We start from the raw sequence: 19,314 nt of genomic DNA, 5'->3' as shown, positions 1-19,314 counted from the left end.
CTAAGGGTATAGCTAGGATAACGTCATGTCTTTAAACCTTTTTGCCATACTGCCCTCTTCCTTAGCCATAGTTTCGCTAATGTATATTTCCTGGCTCGGCAGTGGGATCACAATTCCCTCTTCTTCAAATCTTTCTTTGATAATTTGTCTGAGGTCACAATAGGCTGTCCAGTAATCCTCTCTTTTAGTATATACCATAAACCAAATGTTAACAGCATATTCAGCCAATTCACCGGTATCAATCCAAGGTCCAGGGTCTTCCAATACTAAAGGATGGGAGTTGGCAATATCCTTAAGAACTTGGATCGCTTCAGTAATACTATTGGCGTAGCTGATCCTAACTGTAATAAAGATAGCGCGGACGGGGCTAATGGTTTCATTCTCGATAACGTTACCCCAGACTGAGTTGTTCGGCACAATAATAATTTTATTTTGAGAAGTCTTGATGGTAGTGCAAATTAAGTTGACATCTTGAACCTTTCCTTTTACCCCAGCTACTTCAATGGTATCCCCCACATCGAAAGGTTTATAGAGTAAAATCATTAACCCATTGGCCAAGTTACCGAGGGTACTTTGGAACGCAAACGCTACCACAAAACCAGCAGCTCCAATCATAGCGATCAGTGGTCCAATACTGACCTCTAGGGCAGTAATCCCTACAAGAATACCCACCACAAATAATCCTTGGCGGGTTAGAGTAACCAAGAACTGACCCAGCATAACTGAGATATTCGGGAACATCCCCAAAGATTTCTCGAGGACTGTACTTAAGATCACCGAGAGGATGCTAAAGCCAGCAATGATTCCTAGACATTTGCCAATGTTATTGGCCCAGCGCTGACCTCCTTCTTTAGACTGGAGCCAGCCAACAATGGTAATCCAGGTTCCTTGAGTGTCGGTTACGTCAACCTTAATCCCACTGATGGCATTGACGTATTTTTTGTACAACTCGACATCACCACCTTTAGTTTCCAGCTCTTCAAGTACCACCTCAAAGCGTTCGCTCAAACCAGCCCGTTCATCCCGCAGTTTCGTGATGTTTACCAGTACTTGCTTTTTAACTTCGGTCTTGGCCTCGACCGCTTCTTCTATCTTTTCTTGAGCTTTTTCCAGTCCCTGTTCAGTCTTTTTCTGCTGTTGTTCATCCGTAACGACTTTGTTGCTAATTGTCCCAATCTGCTCTTGAACCTTAGCAACTTCCTCGTCTGAGGTTTTGGCTTTATCTTTCTCCTCTTCCGTACCTTCAACTGCTTTATCAATTGCCCCCTGCAAGGTTTTATCCTGCTGGGTCTTTTCTTCTTCTTTGACCGCTTCTTCTACTGACTTCTGAGCTTTTTCGAGAGCTTCCTTTGCTTCTTCCGCCGCGTCATTAGCTTCAACCCGACCTGATGGTGATGCCTCAGTCTCTATTTTTTCTTTAGTTTCTGTCGCTTCCTCAAGAGCTTCTTTGGCCTCTTCTAGGGCATCAACAGCTTCCTTAGATTGTTCAAGCTCTCGATTTTTGCGCTTGACAGCAATTTCCGCATCGCTGAGTTCTTTAACTTTAGTTTTAAGCAAGAACATCCACCCTTTAGCTTCACCCTCCAGCTCATCTAATGTCAAGGGCTTGAGCATTAGCTCTAGCTCCTCAATCGGAATAGTTGGATCTGCAGTTGTAACTGCTTTCTGATTGGGTGCATTAGTGCTTTGTTGAGCTTGGACAGGTAACCAGCATGTCCCAAGGATTAAGAGACTCCCAAACAAAATGCTAATTTTCTTTTGTCGGTAACGAATCATTAGTTTTTGGTGTTGATAAGACGTTAATGACGATGTGACCTGTACAGTTTGGTTTACTTTTCAGTGTTAATCAAAGAAGATGTAAGGTGTATAGTTTTTTTCACTGTTCAGTGTTAACCGTTAACTGTCAACAGTTGCTCCCGACCTTACCACCCGAAAATCGGCAGGGCTGTAACATTGCTCGATTTAGACTGAGGGGGGCAGATGAGAACAGGATAGGAGCTGAATTTTCCCCAACTATTCGGGGGAATTTTGACAGAATTTATCCCTTTATAATTCTCTCTATCTAACCAAGAAATTAAGATCCCGGGGCAATCCATAGTTAACATTTAACAGTTTACTTTAAATAGTCAACAATATATAAATAGCCTTTTATGGGATCAAATCAAGGGATGTGCTTATTGTTTACCAACATTTTTGGCAAACAAACACCTTGGACAAAAATTTTGCTTTGCCCAATCTTGCCTGATCAACGACTAGGATGTTATCACATTTTTATTTCCCCGAGTGTTAATTTTTGTTTCCATCATCCATGGCTTATGGTTTAACATCACTTTGAAAACGTGCGGAATTAGCAGCTTCTGCCGCAGCCACATCCCCTTTACCAAAAAAGGCAGGAAAAGGTTTGGGGAGCTCTAGTGCACGTTGAGTTGCAGGTCTGGCATCAATACGGTCAAACCAGGCTTGAAGGTTATTCAGCCCATCCACTGATACTTTCGCCCAGTAATAAGCTCGTGCCCAAGGATAAGTGGCCATATCTACAATCGTGAAGTCATCGCCAAGGATGTAAGTTTTCCCCTCAAGCTGCTGATCCAAGACTTCCAGCAGCCTGCGTGATTCTGTCCCATAGCGCTTGATGGCAAATTCATCACGATGCCCTTGAGGTTCAGCAATCCGCTGAAAGTACATCGCCTGACCCATAATCGGTCCAATGCCACTCATCTGAAACATCAGCCACTGAAGTGCTTGGGATCGGGCTTTTTCCCCCTCGGGAAGGAACTTCCCATATTTCTCGGCTAGATACCAAAGAATTGCACCCGACTCAAAAACAACAAAATTGTCGTTGCTACGATCCACGATGGTCGGAATACGCCCGTTAGGGTTAAGAGATTTGTACCAGTCTGACTTTTGTTCTTTTTTGGAAAAGTCAATATAGGTCATCTCATAGTCCACTTCTGCTTCTTCAAGAAAGATCAGCGGCTTCCATCCGTTCATAGTCGATGCGGTGTAGAGATGAATTTCAGCTTGTTTGGTCATGATTTTTCTTTGGATGAGATATTGACTAAGAATAAGTTTTAATGAGCTTTAGAGCACTGAGCAGACAGAGGCTCTGCTACTTCAACACCTAAATCATGGGCGGAGTCAAGAAACACCATCTTTAGGTGACTGATGTATCGGTCTCGGTCAGCGTCAAATTGTGGATTTTTGATCACGTTGTAGCAAGCGAAATGGGGCAATTCCTCGAAGCCACAAAACTCATGACTCTTAAGCATGGGCAGCAGCACCTCTTCTAGTGAGCGTCCTTCAAAGAAACTATTGGGATTATTAAAAACATCGGCGGGCGCATTCCATGTAGTAGACAGCATGAATTTCTTGCCATTCATCAGGCCACCCGATCCGTATGAGCCATCACTGTGCCCGAAAAACTCACCATAGGCGTAAACATCGTCTATGTAACGCTTCAGGATTGACGGCATCATGAACCAATACACTGGGTACTGAAAGATTACCCCATCAGCTTGCTTGAATTTCGCAATCTCCTCTGGAATGTTGTAGTCTTCTTCCACAACAGTGGTGAGTAGCTCGTATTGAGCTTTCAATATTTCCACCGCTATCTCGAAAAGACCTTGATTGTAGCGGCCTTTGGCGAACTCCTTAGTCTCTTTGCCCAAAATCAAAAGCAAAGTTTTCATGACTATTACTTCCCCCCATCAGATAATGTGTACAGTTATTGCTTCATGTATTGCTTCATGGTAAAAATTAAAGTTACTATAGTCAACTAGTATACGTTTAGTAACCAGGTATAAAAAATGAGTTCCGTCATGGACATGGAAACAGATAGCGATATCGACATCAAAACCAATAGCGATAGCGATCGCATCAAGAAAGCCATTGACCCCTGTCTCAGCCCCTGTCCAATCGAGCGTGGAATGAGGATTTTGGGTGGCAAATGGAAAGGATCGATTCTTTGGCATCTCAAGGATGGCCCGATGCGATTCAACGATCTGGCGCGCCAGATCGGCGGAGCTAGCAAAAAAATGGTGACCCAGCGGCTAAGAGAAATGGAGGATACGGGCTTAGTCAAGCGTAACGTCATCAGTACCAAGCCCATTGCTGTGGCCTATGAAATCACAGATTTTGGTCGAACAGCCCTCAGATTTCTGGAGGAGCTAAAGAAATGGGCAGAGGAATATAATATCTAATCTTTTAGCAGTTCTCAATTCGGTGAGGTAACCCGCCCTTGGGGTTAATGGGAGTCGAGAGTAGCGATGCATCGCTGTATCGCTTTTTCTATCAATCCTATGTTTACATCTCAAATAAAAATGCTATATTTTGTCATACTATTAATTGGTTTTTATCTTGGGTAAACCTCAAAAGCTAACTGGTGCCGATAAAAACACACGTTGAATTCCGCGAAAAAGTTCATGTGTCCGAGAATTACAGGCACGTCTTTAGACCTCTCCAAAAAACAAACTTATGGTAAAATAAGATAAAATTAATCACTTTTATCAACCTCAAAAACCATGAGCTACACTTGGAACTACATCCAAAAAAATCCTAAACAAACAAAAAGATTGCTAGGAATAAATTATGAGCAACTCTCTCAACTGATAGAACAAGCTAAGTTATTACATCGTCAACATCAAGAAAAAATTGAAAATCAAAAAGTCCGGCTAATAAAGCCTGGGGGAGGTGCTGGACAAAAATTATCAATTGAAGACCAAATAGTCTTGACATTAATTTACTTACGACATCACATAAACTTTCAACTTCTCGGACTACAGTTCCAGGTGAGTGAATCTAAAGCAAACTCTACTTTTAACTACTGGCAATCTATTTTCAGGGAAGCTCTACCAGCTTCTTTGTTAGAACAAGTAAAAAAGTACGAAGAATCCGAGGATATAATTCAAGAAGCCTTAACTGAGTATGAGTTAATAGTAGATAGCGCAGAACAAGTCAGAGAAAGACCTTCAGACTATAATCAACAAAAATTATTCTATTCTGGCAAGAAGAAAAACCATACATTTAAAAATCAATTTATTGTTTTGCCAAAAGGGGAAGATATAGTGGATGTAGTGGTCGGTAAACCAGGCCCCAAAAGTGACATAAATATTTGTCGGGAAAGTTTAAAAAAATTTGATGATAAACAACGACTGAGTGGGGACAAAGCTTATCTAGGAGAAGAACAAATAAGAACTCCCCATAAAAAGCCAAGAAATGGTGAGTTAACCTCACAGCAAAAGAAATATAACAAGCTATTATCTTCAAACAGAATATTTGTAGAACATGTGATTAGGTTGGTAAAAATTTTTAAAATAGCGGGAGAAAGGTTTCGCCTAAATTATAATAAATATTCTGGGGTGATTTTGACAATATGTGGTTTGGTAAGATTGAGAACAGGAGCCTTAGTATTACAAGTAACAAAAGCCTCGGAAATTGCTGAAACAATTGAGGTTGTCTATGCTCATAGTTTTAGTGCTAAATTAACATCAATAGCTTCTTAAGCTTATTATAGCGTTAATTCAACGTAAAATTGACTTGGTCAATTTGATCGCTGAAAAGCAGTGCCTGAGAAAGTTTCAAGTTTTTGGAGAGGTCTTTTGGATTGAGTCCAAGCAAATGCCAGCAAAACAGGCGAAAACGAAGCAACTGTACCCGAAATAACCAATCCTCGTGCCTGACTTTGAGCCAAGTTCCCACTCAAGGGAATGGAGATGGTTTGGTTCTCCCAGACTGCCCCTAGCTGTACGCCAATCTCGTAAGGCAGAACATTGACACTTGCACCGGTATCCAACAATGCCATCACTTCTAGAGAACGGTTCCCCAAACTGAGAATCAAGGGTAAATATGGCATGATGCTCGATCGCCCAAGGCTATCGGTTCGCTCTGTGAATGAAAAACGTTGACCATCAACCATTGGCTGCTTCCTGTGCTGCTACCAGAAGATCTGACAAGGCTTGAACTGCCTCGTGATCTGCCTGAGGAGACCAGAACACAGCTTCAGTTGATGCCAACTGATTCAGAAGCACGTTTTCAGAATCACTATCTTCAACAGATTCTAGGCTACATCCTTCTTCTTTAGCAACTGCAAGGAGAAGAAAGTGGATGAGTCGAAGTTTATCTTGATGAGATAGTTTACTAACCGTGGGTAAAAGTTCGCTGAGGGACATATTGGTTCTCTCAAATGAAAATGCTATAGGTAGAATGTAGAATTTAGAATGTAGAATGTAGAATTTAGAATTTAGAATTTAGAATTTAGAATTTAGAATTTAGAATTTAGAATTTAGAATTTAGAATTTAGAATTTAGAATTTAGAATTTAGAATTTAGAATTTAGAATTCGGCATTCGGCGTTGCTTAATAATGGAATGATTTTAAGAGTAGGTGCGCGCCTCCAAGGCCGCGAGCAATCCCTCGCGGCCTTGGGTCGCACCTGTGGAATGGGCATCAGGCGTGGAACTGGCATCTTGCCAGTTTCAATATATTTTCGGGCGGGCAGGATGCCCACTCTACTTCTATTCATTCCTTGATTCAGCAACACCCTGAATTCTGCATTCTACATTCTACATTCTACATTCTTATAAATTATTAATTCTACATTCTACATTCTACATTCTACATTCTACATTCTTCATTCTTCATTCTTCATTCTCAATTCAGAAACATCTCAAACACCAAAATAAGCCGGTTCATTCCCCGGTTTCCACTTAATATTGCAACCAATACTAGGCTTTTGCTCAGAATTCACTGGTTGCGACCCTAGCACCGCATCAATAGCTGCTCGTAAATCCTTACCGGTAACTGGTATCCCATTACTAGGACGACTATCATCCAATTGACCTCGGTAAACTAGCTCTTGGTTAGCATCGAATACAAAAAAATCTGGGGTACAAGCAGCTGTATAGGTCTGAGCGGTTTCCTGACTTTGATCATGACAGAAGGGAAAAGTGAATCCCAGCTCCTGAGCCATTTCCTTAAGTTTATCGGGAGCATCATCCGGGTAATTATCGGCATCATTAGCGCTAATCGCCACCATACCGATATTAGCATCGGCATAGTCTTTCCCTAGCTTAGCCAATTCTCCCTGTACATGTTTAACAAAAGGACAATGGCGGCAGATAAACATGACCAGTAACCCCTGCTTACCGGCAAAGGTGTCTAAGGAAATCGTCTCCCCAGAAACCGCATCCGGTAACTGAAACTCTGGTGCTTTGGTACCTAAGGACAACATTGTCGAGTTAACTAGTGCCATCGTTTTACTCCTAAACTATTGCGGTGACAACTTATATTCTTCTAACCTTGCCTACCATATCAGATCCCATGGCAACGGCTATGATCTGATATAGCGCTACGCGCAAGTCCGCAAGTCCGCAAGTCCGCAAGTCCGCAAGTAAGCTATGACTAAGTTTCGGAGTTTAGGAATGTCAAACATCTGAATGGGTAGTGCTATAGCAGTCGCCAGGGCAGTTAGGACATGACAAAAGTCTCACACCCTTTGTAAGCGCAAGAGTTTGACTTCTGACAAATGACTTCTGACTTCTGACTTCTGCTATATATGGTAATCCGACCCAGAACCAAACCAGCAAACCCTCTTCAACCTTCAACCAAACCACCTTCAACCAACCAACCTTCAACCAACCAACCTTCAATCAACCAACCTTCAACCAACCAACCTTCAATCAACCAACCTTCAATCAACCAACCTTCAACCTTCAACCAAAAAAACGTGGTATAATATATCCACTTCCAAGAGGGAGTTGTTTGGAAAAGGTAATCAGAAAGGAACGGAAGATTCTGGTGCCAGCGGTTACCGATGATGAATGGGAATGACTGTTTCAGGTGTTGCAGCAAAGGCGAGTAAAAGATGAAGATCCCTATCAAACCCTTGTCATAAAACAATGGCCTTTCGGCCACGCTACGCGAACGCGCTACCCTTGGAAAGCACAACCGTTGCCCAAGGGAGGGAACCCTAAGGGTTAGCAGTAGTCACTCATGGTAGAAACCCCCCCATGAACGCGCTCCATGGCGACCAAGATCAGCAGAGGGGATGGTCAGGGCGTAAATCCGATTTTGGCAGAAGCACAACAGTTGGAATGAATATGACCGTCCAACCCAAAGATTTCAATGACAATAACAATGAATCATTAAGAATGCTAGCACGGGCGATCGCATTTTCTCAGGGACAATTTTCTCTGATTTTAGCCCGTTGTAATTATCAATCATTGCGGCAGCGATTAACACAACAACTGACAGAACACTACCAGATTAAGTTTCACTCCAGGGCTTTGGCCTCATCGGCTCTTAACCTCTATAGCAATGTTCAAGCGGAACTGACTTCAGAACTACCCAATGCCGTGATTGTTCACAATTTGGAATTAGTCAAGGATATTGATCGGCTATTGGTTTCTACCAATAATGCACGGGATGAATTTCGCAAAACGTTCCCCTTCCCCCTGGTGTTATGGGTAACCGATCAGGTCCAACACAAGCTCAGACGAGTAGCACCAGATTTCACCAGTTGGGCTGCTACTCCCATTGGCTTTGAGATGGCAACGGATGAGTTAATTGATTTTATCGAGCAAACCGTCAATCAGGTCTATGGCAAAGTATTAAACTCTGGTGCTGGTAGATTTCTAGACAATGATGACTTGAATTTGGGCATTGGTTCGACTCGCCGCACCGAGTTAAAGTCAGCCCAGAATGAGCTAAACCATCGTAAAGTCAGATTAGACCCACCGTTAGAAGCCAGTTTAGAATTTGTCTTGGGTCGTGCCGGTGATGGGTCATCACAAGAGTCTCTGGAACATTATCAGCGTAGTTTAGCCCTTTGGCAGCAGATTGAGCCAGAGGCCAGGGCAACCGAGGGAAAACCCCAAACATTCACCTCCTCATCAGAGCGGATTGGATGCTTACTGTATTATTTAGGATTATGGTGGCGTACCTATGGTGAGAGACATCGGGCTGAACATAAAGTGGCTTGTGGTCATGCCGCAGAGTATTATCAGCAATGTATTAAGGTCTTTGAACAGGCTCAGCGACCAGACTTAGTTGCCAAGTTTATTAATCCTTGGGCAGAAGTACTGCAACGACTGGGACAGTGGGATGAGTTGGAGGCGGTTGCTAACACAGCCTTGACTCTCCATCAAACCTATGGTAATCCCTTTAGACTAGCGCGAGCCTATGGCTTTTTAGCAGAAGTTGCTTTATGGAAATCTGATTGGACTAACGCGCAACAGTTAGCCCAACAGGCTCTGTCAATCTTAGAAGAGGCATTGTCTGAATTCTGTACACCAACCTCATGCTCACTCGATACCGATTGTGATTGGGAGCGCTCATTTCACCAAGGTTGGTATTTATTGTCTCTAGCGCGATCGCATCGTGGGGCCGCGCGATCGCAACAGCAACAGCAGCAAGCTAAAATCCAAGACAGTCTGACAACTCTGGAAACGGCTAAAGCCAGAACCAAACCCCAGTATGATCCAGACCTTTACATTCGGATTTTAGAAGAATTGCGCCAGTGCTACTGCCAACAAGGTAACTATTTGACTGCTTTTCGGGTTAAACAAGAACGACGCTCCATTGAGCAGCAGTACAATTTTCGAGCCTTTATTGGTGCTGGTCGATTGCAGCCTAAACAACAGGTAACTAACCCAGCATTACCAGATCTAGAATACCACAATTCTGTGACCCCAGCCATTGCGGCCTCTGGTAGACAAGGGGATGTTAATCGCTTAATGCAACGTATGGGCCGTAGTGACCATAAACTAACGGTAATTTATGGTCAATCAGGAGTAGGTAAAAGTTCCCTTGTCCAAGCTGGGTTAATTCCCACTTTGAAACAAAAAACCATTGGCTCCCGTGAGGTTTTAACGGTTTTCCAGCAAGTTTATACCGATTGGATTCCGGAATTTGGGAAAGCCTTAGCCAAGTCTCTGGCCGAAAAACACCTGATTAACTATCAGGCTAATACTCTCGAAACAACAAGCGCAATTCTCAAGACATTCTGGAAAATAACAGAAGAAAATATCCTAGTGGTTTTAGTCTTTGACCAATTTGAAGAATTTTTCTTTGCTGCCAAAGACATAAAACAACGACTGGTTTTCTATGACTTCCTGAAGAATTGTTTGAATATTCCCTATGTTAAAATTATTTTATCCCTTCGAGAAGATGACATTCATTATTTGTTAGAGTGTAACCGTCTAATTAACTTAGATGTCATCAACAACAATATTTTAGATAAAACAATTCTTTACTATCTCGGTAACTTTTCCCCAAAGCAAGCTCAATCAGTTATTCAAAGCTTAACTGAACACACGGCATTTTCTCTAGAGCCAAAGCTAACGGATGCCTTAGTTAAGGATTTAGCAGGAGATACCAATGAGGTGCTCCCCATTGAATTGCAAGTGGTAGGAGCTCAGCTCCAAGCGGAAAAAATTACCACCTTAGCAGATTATATAGCCAAAGGTCCTAAGGAAAAACTGGTTGAACGATACCTAGAAACAGCTATTAAAGACTGTGGTGAAGAGAACGAACGAATCACTAAACTTGTTTTGTATTTGCTTACCGATGAAAACGGGATGCGGCCCCTAAAGACTAAGGCTGAATTAGCGGAAGATTTGGACTTAGAAGAGGAGCAACTAGATTTAGGATTAGAAGTGCTAGTGGGTTCTGGGTTAGTCTTTGAAGTGCCAGAATACCCCGCTGATCGTTATCAGTTAGTTCATGATTATTTAGTATCATTTATTCGCCAAGGACAAGAGCCTCAAATCCTAGCGGAGTTAAAACTCACCAAAGAAGAACTAAAGCAAGCACTCCATCAAGAACAAGAGGAACGAAGACGAGCAGAAATTGCAGAAATTAAAGCCCTTAATTCTCTATCTCAAGCTCTACTATCTTCCCACGACCAGTTAGGAGCATTGGTCGCTAGTGTAAAAGCTGGTAAACGATTACTCACCACAGAGGTTACTCCTGATATCAAACAGCAACAAGTCAATCAGCTTCAGGAAATTATCAATAACTTGCAAGAGTGCAATCGTTTGGAAGGACATAATGCGGGAGTATTTGGTGTTTGTTTAAGTCCTGATGGTAAACTAATTACCTCTGCTAGTGAAGATGGCACGATCAGGATTTGGGGAATTGATGGGAAAGCTTTGACAAGCTGTCGGGGCCACAAGGAGCAAGTGTTTAGCATTAACTTTAGTCCCAATGGTGAGATGTTTGCCTCTGCTAGTGCTGATAGCACCATCAAACTCTGGCAACGGGATGGTAGGTTACTGAAAACTCTCAGAGGTCATAAAAACCAAGTTTTCAACATTAGTTTTAGTCCCGATGGTCAAACCATTGCTGCTGCTAGTAAGGATGGCACGATCCAGCTCTGGCATCCTAATGGTACTCGGATTAAAACCCTGACCAGGTTTGGTCCTGCTAACTTTGGGATTAGTTTTAGTCCTGATGGTAAATCCCTTGCGATCGCTAGTGAAGATGGCACTATCAAGCTCTGGAATTTACACAGTAGTTGGCCCAAAATTTTCAATCGTCATGCTAGGGGTGTCTTGAGTGTCTGCTTTAGTCCAGATGGTCAGATGCTGGCTTCCGGGAGTTGGGACGGTACCGCTAAACTCTGGAATATAGATGGCAAAGAACTCAACTCCATCGATAATTATGGCTTGCCAGTCTATCGGGTTAGATTTAGTCCCGATGGTCAACTATTAGCACTAGCAAGTAAAGATAATCGAATTCGACTGTATAACCTTGATGGCATTAAGCTCAAGACCTTACGAGGACACAAAGGGTCTGTGTGTGGGGTAAGTTTCAGCCCCGATGGACGGCTACTGGCTTCTGCTAGTGTAGATAAAACTATCAGACTTTGGAGTCTTAAGGGCATTGGACTGAATACTCAGCAAAGCCATACTGGTAAACTGATCGGCTTTTGTTTTAATTCTACCGGTCAGCAGTATGCTTCAGCTAGTGAAGATAAAACAGTGAAACTATGGAATTTAGAAGGCACATTACTCAGAACATTTTCAGGACATCAAGCTAGTGTCAGGAGTGTCAGTTTTAGTCCTAAAGCAAAACTATTAGCCACTGCTAGTGTCGATGGTATCATTAAAATTTGGCATCTTAATGGAGCATTACTGCAAACCTTTCCAGCCCATGGTTTGAGTATTAGGAGTCTAAGTTTTAGTCCTGATGGTAAAATCCTGGCCTCTGCGGGCAATGACAGAATTATCAAGCTGTGGGGGATTGATGATAAGTATGGACAGGATAAGGGAGTACTCTTAAATACTCTTAACGGTCATATTGCTAAAATCTATACCATTAGATTCAGTCAGGATGGTCAAATGCTGGCTTCCGCTGGAGAAGATAAAACCATTAAACGTTGGCATCTTGATGGTAGCTTAATCGATACGATTCCAGCCCATAGTCTAAAAATTGTCTGTTTGAGATTCAGTGGGGATGGTGAAATTATGGCTTCCGCTAGTGCTGATAAAACGGTGAAATTATGGAGTTTGGATGGTAAACTGATCACTACCTTACAAGGACATCAAGCAGGAGTTAGAGGTGTTGTTTTTAGTCCTGACAGTCAAATTATTGCTTCAGTTAGTGCTGATAGGACGGTAAAGCTTTGGACTCGTGATGGTAAGGAATTCAAAACCCTAAAAGGACATCTTGCTCCTGTGTGCAATGCCTGTTTCCTGGCTGATGGTGAAACTTTGGTATCGGTCAGTGAAGATGGTACTGCTAAAATCTGGAATATCGATGGTACAGAAATCAAAACCGTTGGCGGACCGATTAATGACAGTACAGTCCTAGGTGTAAAACCTGGACAGGGGATAGTTACCAGGGGGAGTCATACCACTACCTCTGATTTAAGCTCTGATTTAAAGGATTTATTGGTGAAGGGGTGCTATTGGATCAGGGACTATTTGAACCATAATCCGACCTTGAGTGAAAGCGATCGCAAATTGTGTGATGGGGTTTTACCAGAACTGTTGAATGGGGAATCGGGAATCGGGAATCGGGAATCGGAACCCACCCCGTTCCCCTCCCAGGAGGGGAACGGGAGTCGGGAATCGGGAGTATAGCTTTTTTTAGTCTAATCAGGTACACAGGATTTTTTCCCTGTTCCCTGTTCCGGTGATCCGCTGTTCCCTAGCTAAATACTGCTATAAACAAGCTGCTCTATACAACTAGACCGCTGGCTGAGCCATAGAGGATTTGAGTAGCACCAGAATTGATAATACTTCCGAGGTCTTCACCAGGAACTCCTATGGCTAAGTCATCGTAGCCGTCCCCATTGAAGTCCTGCACCGCCAAGCTAGATCCAAAGTTATCGTACTCCTCAGCTATATCGTTAACGCCAGAACTAGCTTGGCTCCAAAACTGATTACCAGTAGTAGTCAAGCCAAAGACGGAACCGTAGATAATGTTTACAGCCCCAGCATCAGTGATTGAATCGATATCTTCATAGGGACTTCCCACTGCTAAGTCATCGTAACCGTCGTTGTTAAAGTCGCCCACAGCTAAGGTAGTTCCGAAGCGGTCAAATGCTTCAGGGTTGCTGACAATGAGATCGTCTTGAGACCAGAATTGGCTACCAGTGGTAGTCAAGCCTGTTACAGAACCATAGAGGGTATTAACTTTACCTCCATCGGTTACATTCCCATTTGACAAATCTTCATAAGGAGCACCAATAGCCAGGTCATCATAGCCATCCCCGTTGAAATCTCCGGCAGCTAAACTGCTACCAAAGCGGTCACCTTCTTCATCACCCCCTTGAGGAAAGGCCGTCTGGGTGAAGAATTTGTTACCAGTGCTCGTCAGACCGAAGAAAGAACCATTGATAATGTTAACTATGCCAGTATCTTTAATCGATCCCAAATCCTCGTGAGGCGTTCCTATAGCTAAGTCATCATAACCATCCCCATTAAAGTCCCCTGAGGTTAAGGTCTCTCCGAAGCGATCGAAAGCTTCATTAAAACTACCACTAAGATTGTTTTGCTCCCACAATTGGCTACCAAAGCTAGTTAAGCCTGTTGAAGATCCTTGGAGGACATTGACTTTACCTACGTCACTGTTCCCATCAAGATCTTCATAAGGAGCACCGATAGCCAGGTCATCATAGCCATCCCCGTCAAAATCTCCCGCAGCCAAGCTGCTACCAAAGCGGTCACCTGCTTCATCACCCCCCTGAGGAAAGGCTGTCTGGGTGAAGAATTTGTTACCAGTGCTGGTCAGACCAAAGAAAGAACCATTGATAATGTTAACTATGCCGGTATTTGTAGTCGATCCCCAATCTTCGTAAGGTGTGCCTACAGCTAAGTCATCGTAACCATCCCCATTAAAGTCCCCTGAGATCAGGGTATCTCCGAAGCGATCGAAAGCTTCAGTTGAACTGCCAGCAAGATTGTCCTGGTTCCACAATTGGCTACCAAAGCTAGTTAAGCCTGTTGAAGATCCTCGGAGGACATTGACTTTACCTCTGTTGGTTTCCCCACCAACATCTTCGTTGGGTGTGCCTATAGCCAAGTCGCCCCGACGATCACCATTGAAATCTCCTCCAGTTAAGCTAGTGCCGAAGCGGTCATAGGCTTCATTGCCTCCGGAAGGAAATACGGATTGAGTCCAGAATTGATCGTTGGGAATATTCATATAGTTTTAATCGTCCTGTGTCAGTTTATTGATGTTGGGTTGATCTCCTTGGCGTTGCTGATTCTGGGTATGATTTTGCCCCCCTAGCCCCCCAAGCGAGGGATTGCTCGCTTGGGGGGAACAAAACTCCCAAAGTCCCCCCCGGTGCGCGCCTCCTAGGGCGAGTAAATCGCCCTTGGGTCGCACCGCAAAGTTGGGGGACTCACGGGGGCTTTAACAGGGGGCTTTAACAAAACTAGATGATCGCGCATTCATACTTCAATTCAGCAACCCTAAGAATTCTGTCGTTAATCAAGAGTCCAGGTGATCTACCAAAACCAAATCGATCATGAAAGCTAATGCTGATTTTTCTTGGCACCAAAAACTTATTGGATCCTCTTGTGACCTTCGCTTCTAGCGGTGCGACCCGTGGCGAATTAAATTACGGGTCAAGCGCACCGGGAGGTTTTCCAAAACCAATCTATTGGGCAAACTATTGCGCTAGCAAGCTACATTGCTGCATCGCTTTTTCTAGCAATGCTAGTAGAGGTCTCAAATGAAAATACTAGATATCAAGTGCTCCCCTGAGCTTAGGTGTTTTTTCTTTTGCTACTTTAAATTGCTAGCTATTAGAACAATAAACTAGTTAAGATGGATGGCTGATTTATCTACCAAAAACAGTATTACATATCAATCCGAAGTAATTGAGCTACTTCACTAAAAATTTACTAAATCTTTAAACGAATAAAGTTGTTGTAAAAAATACTTTGAGGAGAGATATAGGGCTGGGGTAAGGGAATCGGGAATCGGGAATCGGGAATCGGGAGTGTGGGCAGAGAGGGGAGTGTGGGGAGAGGGGGGAGTGTGGGAAGAATTTTCCACAACAGATGCAGCGCCGACCTGAGAGGGTTTCCCCATCAGCAACGGTTGTAGTTTGTCCCATTAGCAACTGCATCTTGAGGGGGGAAGAAAATTGACTGTACCTGATAAATATCAGAAACCCTATAAAAATATTTCCTATCTCCCCATCTCCCTATCTCCCTATCTCCCCATCTCCCCATCTCCCCATCTCCCCATCTCCCCACACTTCCCACACCTCCCACACTTCACTCTCTTCCCCTACTCCCTTGAGAATCTAAAAATTCTCTCGATTCCGATTTGCCTGCTCCATCTTCTCTACAACCTGGTCTATGGGCATCATGCCCAACTCCCCAGCGGCACGGGTACGAATATTCAAACTATTGGCTTCGACTTCCTTGGCACCAACCACACTCATCACGGGGATTTTAGCCTTTTCGGCATTACGAATTGCTTTACCGAGCCTTTCCCCACTGGTATCGACTTCTGCTCGAATCCCATGCGATCGCATTTTTGCTGCCACTTCCTGAGCAAAAGGCAACTGTGCATCCCCTACTGGTAACAATCGTGCTTGTACTGGTGCTAACCAGAAGGGGAAGTCTCCCCCATACTGTTCAATCAATATGCCAGTTAGGCGCTCCAGGGATCCAAAGGGGGCACGGTGAATCATAATCGGGCGTTGGCGAGTACCATCTTCTGCCACATACTCCAAATCAAATCGTTCTGGCAAGTTGTAATCTACCTGTACCGTTCCTAACTGCCATTCCCTGTCCAGGATATCCTGGAAGATAAAGTCCAGTTTCGGGCCATAAAATGCCGCTTCCCCTGGTGCTTCAAAGGATTCCATGCCCAAGGTATCCACAGCACGGCGAATTGCTGATTGGGCTTTTTCCCAAGCCTGATCCGAACCAATATACTTATCCGAGGCCGGGTCACGGAAACTCAACCGTGCTTTAAAGTTCTTCATTTGCAGACTTTTGAACACTGAGAGGATTAAATCCACCACACTGAGGAATTCCTGATCCAACTGATCCGGCATCACAAATAGGTGAGAATCATCCACCGTGAAACCGCGCACCCTGGTCAACCCCCCCAGTTCCCCAGATTGCTCATAGCGATACACTGTTCCAAACTCTGCCAAGCGCATGGGCAACTCCCGGTAGGAGCGCAATTCACTCTTATAAATTTGGATATGGAAGGGGCAATTCATCGGTTTTAGGACAAACCCTTGTTCTGCGGCTGCTGCTTCCTCATCTTCAGCCATCATCGGGAACATATCCTCTTTATAGTTCTGCCAGTGACCGGATACCTTAAACAAGTCCACTCGACCAATATGGGGTGTCACCACTGGTAGATAACCTCGTTTAACCTGTTCTTGCTTGAGGAAATCTTCCAAAAGGGTACGCAAAACCGTTCCTTTGGGGGTCCACAGCGGTAATCCTGGTCCAACCGGGTCAGAAAAGATAAACAGTCCTAGTTCCTTACCCAGCTTACGGTGATCCCGTTTCAGGGCTTCTTGCTTACGGCGCTTATATTCCTGTAGTTGCTCTGGGTTTTCCCAAGCTGTACCATAAATGCGCTGGAGTTGAGCATTACTCGCATCCCCTCGCCAGTAAGCCCCAGCCACACTTTCCAATTCAATTGCCTTCGGGTTGATTTCACTAGTGTTTTCTACATGGGGACCAGCACACAAATCCCACCACTGATCCCCCAGGTGGTAAATCGAGATCGGGTCTTCTAAATCTGCTAAAATTTCCAGTTTATAGGGTTCACCCAGTTCCTTGATCCGCTGTTGAGCTTCTTCCCGTGGCACCTCTTCCCGAATTACCGGAAGCTTCCGCTTAATGATTTTGACCATTTCCTTTTGGATTTTCTTGAGGTCTTGCTCAGTAAACGGTTCTGGCTGGTCGAAATCATAATAAAAACCATTTTCAATCCAAGGACCGATAGTCACCTGAGCCTTCGGAAATAGCTTCTGGACGGCCATTGCCATCACATGAGACGTCGTATGACGGAGCCTTTTTAGGGTATCGGATTCGCTAGTACGGGGCAAATGAATTTTTTCAGGCTGTTCGGAGGGTTCTGAGTTAACCATCGGTGACTGTTCTATGGAATTGAGTAACGCGCTATGACCGTAACACCAATTTTGTGCTATCCCTCTATGATACAAACCTTAGCTTTTGGTGCAGTACATGTTTCTGGTGTAGTACTGTTCCATAAAACTTACACAAAACGTCACTAAGTGACGTTTTGAAGTTTACTTCCTGCATCATCCAGGACTGTCGGCAGCACCCTGTCAGTCAGGCATTCCACCGTAGAACCTACGGCAAGACGTTCTAAATTGATTGCAGCATTAAGATCACGATCTTTAACCATCCCGCAAGCTTCACAGTTAAATACCCGAACGTTCAAAGGCATTCCCTGTTCATGTCCACAGTCTGAGCAAGTCTTTGTAGAGGGATAGAATCTGTTGGCATAAATAACTTGAGAACCATACCATTGAGACTTGTACTCAACTTGTCGGCGAATTTCGGAAAAAGCGGAATCAGCAATTGCACCAGCGAGCTTATGATTCAATAGCATTCCAGATACATTCAAGTCTTCTAGGACTACAGCACCGTGATTCTTGGTCAGCCATGAGGTTAACTTGTGAATGGTATCCTGGCGAATGTTCCTGACTCGCTGGTATGCCTTGGCTAACTTAAGTTTTGCCTTCTGTCGGTTGTTTGAACCAAACTGCTTTCTGGCTAATTGCCGCTGGAGTCGAGCCAGTTTACGCTGTGCCCGTTTGTATGGCCTGGGATTTGGGAACACAGAACCATCAGAGATGGTTGCGAGTTCCTTAACACCTAGGTCTACACCAATTGCAGCCTTAAGTTTTTTTGTTGGTTCAGCCTCAAACTCGTAAGCTACAGAAATAAACCACTGATCAGCCCCTCGGCTGATGGTTAATCGTTTCGTCTGGACTTGGGGCAGTGGTTCATAGGTACTAACCCAACCGATAAATGGCAGTTTCAACCGTGTGCCAGAAAATTCCATGACTTTGCCGCAGTTATCCAGGGTGAAGCTATCATTTTTGCCTTTCTTTTTGAATTTGGGCTTGTCAGCTAACCCACTAAAGAAGCGGGTAAATGCTTCACCCAAATGCAGAAACACAAACTGATAAACCCTGGAACTAAGAGTCTTTTGCCACAGATAATTAGGTTTAACATGATTGGTGTAGAACTTTTTTAATTTGTGAGCAGATGGCTTCAAGCCTTCCTTATCGGCTTCGTCCCACATCCTTAACGCCCAATTCCAAATCCAACGAGCATAACCTGCGTGTTGAGCCATAATTGACTGCTGATGGTTATTTAGCTTTAACCTGGTTTTAAAGGCTCGTTGCATAGCATCGATAGTTTCTACCTGATGTGGTTGTGTCAGTTAGCTTTTTACCAGTTGTGAATAGGCTGATCGGTTATGGAGAGCTTTTAAAAAAGCTCTCGGTGCTCAGAGGCTGATTACGGTTTAAGATATTTGGTTACCTGACTAACGTTGACAACATACTTATAGTAGCGTGTTGTGCCGTAAACTTTTAACTAAGTTTTGGCTCTCTCAATTTAGTTTTGAGGGTTAGGGCAAGGGCTTAGGTGTTCAAGGTTAGGGGTTAGGGGTTAGGGGTTAGGGGTTACGGGTTGGCTTAATGGTTTTGGTACTTAATGGATAGCACCGATGCATAGTACAAGGGTGCCTCATTGGCCAAAGTCCATTGTAGATCATGTCAGGATAATTACCCTTAATCAAAATCTGCCCCATTTAACCATCTGGCCATCAATCGTCTTTATGATGG

14 protein-coding genes are annotated in these 19,314 nt (G+C 43.8%); 3 read left to right on the top strand and 11 right to left on the bottom strand.

Annotated features, from left to right (window positions below; all coding sequences use genetic code 11):
• Positions 1–12: 12 nt before the first annotated feature.
• The 3 genes from LYNGBM3L_RS14680 to LYNGBM3L_RS14670 all read right to left on the bottom strand — a co-directional run bounded on the left by LYNGBM3L_RS14680 (position 13) and on the right by LYNGBM3L_RS14670 (position 3,689).
• Positions 13–1,776: a mechanosensitive ion channel domain-containing protein gene (locus tag LYNGBM3L_RS14680; RefSeq protein ID WP_008184639.1), complete on the bottom strand. Its 1,764-nt coding sequence runs from the start codon at positions 1,774–1,776 to the stop codon at positions 13–15.
• A 537-nt stretch (positions 1,777–2,313) separates the two neighbouring features.
• Positions 2,314–3,033 (bottom strand): glutathione S-transferase family protein, encoded by a 720-nt coding sequence (locus LYNGBM3L_RS14675; protein WP_008184637.1) that lies wholly within the window; start codon positions 3,031–3,033, stop codon positions 2,314–2,316.
• Between the two features lie 38 nt (positions 3,034–3,071).
• Positions 3,072–3,689, bottom strand: a complete 618-nt coding sequence (locus tag LYNGBM3L_RS14670) for an NAD(P)H-dependent oxidoreductase (protein WP_008184635.1) — start codon at positions 3,687–3,689, stop codon at positions 3,072–3,074.
• Between the two features lie 135 nt (positions 3,690–3,824).
• Between LYNGBM3L_RS14670 and LYNGBM3L_RS14665 the strand changes: the two genes are divergently transcribed.
• Both LYNGBM3L_RS14665 and LYNGBM3L_RS14660 read left to right on the top strand, forming a co-directional pair.
• Positions 3,825–4,199: a winged helix-turn-helix transcriptional regulator gene (locus LYNGBM3L_RS14665; protein WP_165691884.1), complete on the top strand. Its 375-nt coding sequence runs from the start codon at positions 3,825–3,827 to the stop codon at positions 4,197–4,199.
• Positions 4,200–4,520: 321 nt separating this feature from the next.
• Complete coding sequence (locus tag LYNGBM3L_RS14660) at positions 4,521–5,501, top strand: transposase family protein (protein ID WP_008184631.1); 981 nt, start codon at positions 4,521–4,523, stop codon at positions 5,499–5,501.
• 38 nt (positions 5,502–5,539) lie between these two features.
• Here LYNGBM3L_RS14660 and LYNGBM3L_RS14655 read toward each other — a convergent pair whose 3' ends face one another.
• The 4 genes from LYNGBM3L_RS14655 to LYNGBM3L_RS45100 form a co-directional block, all read right to left on the bottom strand.
• Complete coding sequence (locus tag LYNGBM3L_RS14655) at positions 5,540–5,914, bottom strand: pepsin/retropepsin-like aspartic protease family protein (protein ID WP_008184629.1); 375 nt, start codon at positions 5,912–5,914, stop codon at positions 5,540–5,542.
• Positions 5,907–6,167, bottom strand: a complete 261-nt coding sequence (locus tag LYNGBM3L_RS14650; RefSeq protein WP_008184627.1) for a hypothetical protein — start codon at positions 6,165–6,167, stop codon at positions 5,907–5,909. The genes LYNGBM3L_RS14655 and LYNGBM3L_RS14650 overlap by 8 nt, the downstream gene beginning before the upstream one ends.
• Positions 6,168–6,663: 496 nt before the next feature.
• Positions 6,664–7,248, bottom strand: a complete 585-nt coding sequence (locus tag LYNGBM3L_RS14645; RefSeq protein ID WP_008184625.1) for a thioredoxin family protein — start codon at positions 7,246–7,248, stop codon at positions 6,664–6,666.
• Between the two features lie 341 nt (positions 7,249–7,589).
• Positions 7,590–7,895, bottom strand: a complete 306-nt coding sequence (locus LYNGBM3L_RS45100) for a hypothetical protein (RefSeq protein ID WP_131827139.1) — start codon at positions 7,893–7,895, stop codon at positions 7,590–7,592.
• A gap of 110 nt (positions 7,896–8,005) precedes the next feature.
• On the opposite strand from LYNGBM3L_RS45100, the gene LYNGBM3L_RS14635 reads away from it, so the two are divergent.
• Positions 8,006–13,081 (top strand): WD40 domain-containing protein, encoded by a 5,076-nt coding sequence (locus LYNGBM3L_RS14635; RefSeq protein WP_008184621.1) that lies wholly within the window; start codon positions 8,006–8,008, stop codon positions 13,079–13,081.
• Between the two features lie 97 nt (positions 13,082–13,178).
• Here LYNGBM3L_RS14635 and LYNGBM3L_RS14630 read toward each other — a convergent pair whose 3' ends face one another.
• From LYNGBM3L_RS14630 to LYNGBM3L_RS14605, 4 genes are all read right to left on the bottom strand, one after another.
• A complete protein-coding gene (locus tag LYNGBM3L_RS14630) occupies positions 13,179–14,648 on the bottom strand; it encodes an FG-GAP-like repeat-containing protein (protein ID WP_008184619.1) in 1,470 nt (489 codons plus the stop codon).
• A gap of 696 nt (positions 14,649–15,344) precedes the next feature.
• Positions 15,345–15,545, bottom strand: a complete 201-nt coding sequence (locus LYNGBM3L_RS14620; RefSeq protein WP_044493271.1) for a hypothetical protein — start codon at positions 15,543–15,545, stop codon at positions 15,345–15,347.
• Positions 15,546–15,762: 217 nt separating this feature from the next.
• Positions 15,763–17,580, bottom strand: coding sequence for a threonine--tRNA ligase (gene thrS / locus LYNGBM3L_RS14610; protein WP_008184612.1), 1,818 nt, complete (start codon positions 17,578–17,580; stop codon positions 15,763–15,765).
• 143 nt (positions 17,581–17,723) lie between these two features.
• Complete coding sequence (locus LYNGBM3L_RS14605; RefSeq protein WP_229414497.1) at positions 17,724–18,818, bottom strand: RNA-guided endonuclease InsQ/TnpB family protein; 1,095 nt, start codon at positions 18,816–18,818, stop codon at positions 17,724–17,726.
• Positions 18,819–19,314 lie beyond the last annotated feature (496 nt).

The sequence above is a fragment of the Moorena producens 3L genome, from assembly GCF_000211815.1.
GTDB lineage: Bacteria > Cyanobacteriota > Cyanobacteriia > Cyanobacteriales > Coleofasciculaceae > Moorena > Moorena producens.
Note: the sequence above shows the minus strand (reverse complement) of the source record. Positions and strands in the feature narration are given on the sequence as shown.

Excerpts from the sequence above, each read along its gene's own strand:
- LYNGBM3L_RS14680 (WP_008184639.1), bottom strand. The coding sequence starts at position 1,776 with ATGATTCGTTACCGACAAAAGAAAATTAGCATTTTGTTTGGGAGTCTC.
- LYNGBM3L_RS14675 (WP_008184637.1), bottom strand. The coding sequence starts at position 3,033 with ATGACCAAACAAGCTGAAATTCATCTCTACACCGCATCGACTATGAAC.
- LYNGBM3L_RS14670 (WP_008184635.1), bottom strand. The coding sequence starts at position 3,689 with ATGAAAACTTTGCTTTTGATTTTGGGCAAAGAGACTAAGGAGTTCGCC.
- LYNGBM3L_RS14665 (WP_165691884.1), top strand. The coding sequence starts at position 3,825 with ATGGAAACAGATAGCGATATCGACATCAAAACCAATAGCGATAGCGAT.
- LYNGBM3L_RS14660 (WP_008184631.1), top strand. The coding sequence starts at position 4,521 with ATGAGCTACACTTGGAACTACATCCAAAAAAATCCTAAACAAACAAAA.
- LYNGBM3L_RS14655 (WP_008184629.1), bottom strand. The coding sequence starts at position 5,914 with ATGGTTGATGGTCAACGTTTTTCATTCACAGAGCGAACCGATAGCCTT.
- LYNGBM3L_RS14650 (WP_008184627.1), bottom strand. The coding sequence starts at position 6,167 with ATGTCCCTCAGCGAACTTTTACCCACGGTTAGTAAACTATCTCATCAA.
- LYNGBM3L_RS14645 (WP_008184625.1), bottom strand. The coding sequence starts at position 7,248 with ATGGCACTAGTTAACTCGACAATGTTGTCCTTAGGTACCAAAGCACCA.
- LYNGBM3L_RS14635 (WP_008184621.1), top strand. The coding sequence starts at position 8,006 with ATGAACGCGCTCCATGGCGACCAAGATCAGCAGAGGGGATGGTCAGGG.
- LYNGBM3L_RS14630 (WP_008184619.1), bottom strand. The coding sequence starts at position 14,648 with ATGAATATTCCCAACGATCAATTCTGGACTCAATCCGTATTTCCTTCC.
- LYNGBM3L_RS14620 (WP_044493271.1), bottom strand. The coding sequence starts at position 15,545 with ATGGGGAAACCCTCTCAGGTCGGCGCTGCATCTGTTGTGGAAAATTCT.
- thrS (WP_008184612.1), bottom strand. The coding sequence starts at position 17,580 with ATGGTTAACTCAGAACCCTCCGAACAGCCTGAAAAAATTCATTTGCCC.
- LYNGBM3L_RS14605 (WP_229414497.1), bottom strand. The coding sequence starts at position 18,818 with ATGGCTCAACACGCAGGTTATGCTCGTTGGATTTGGAATTGGGCGTTA.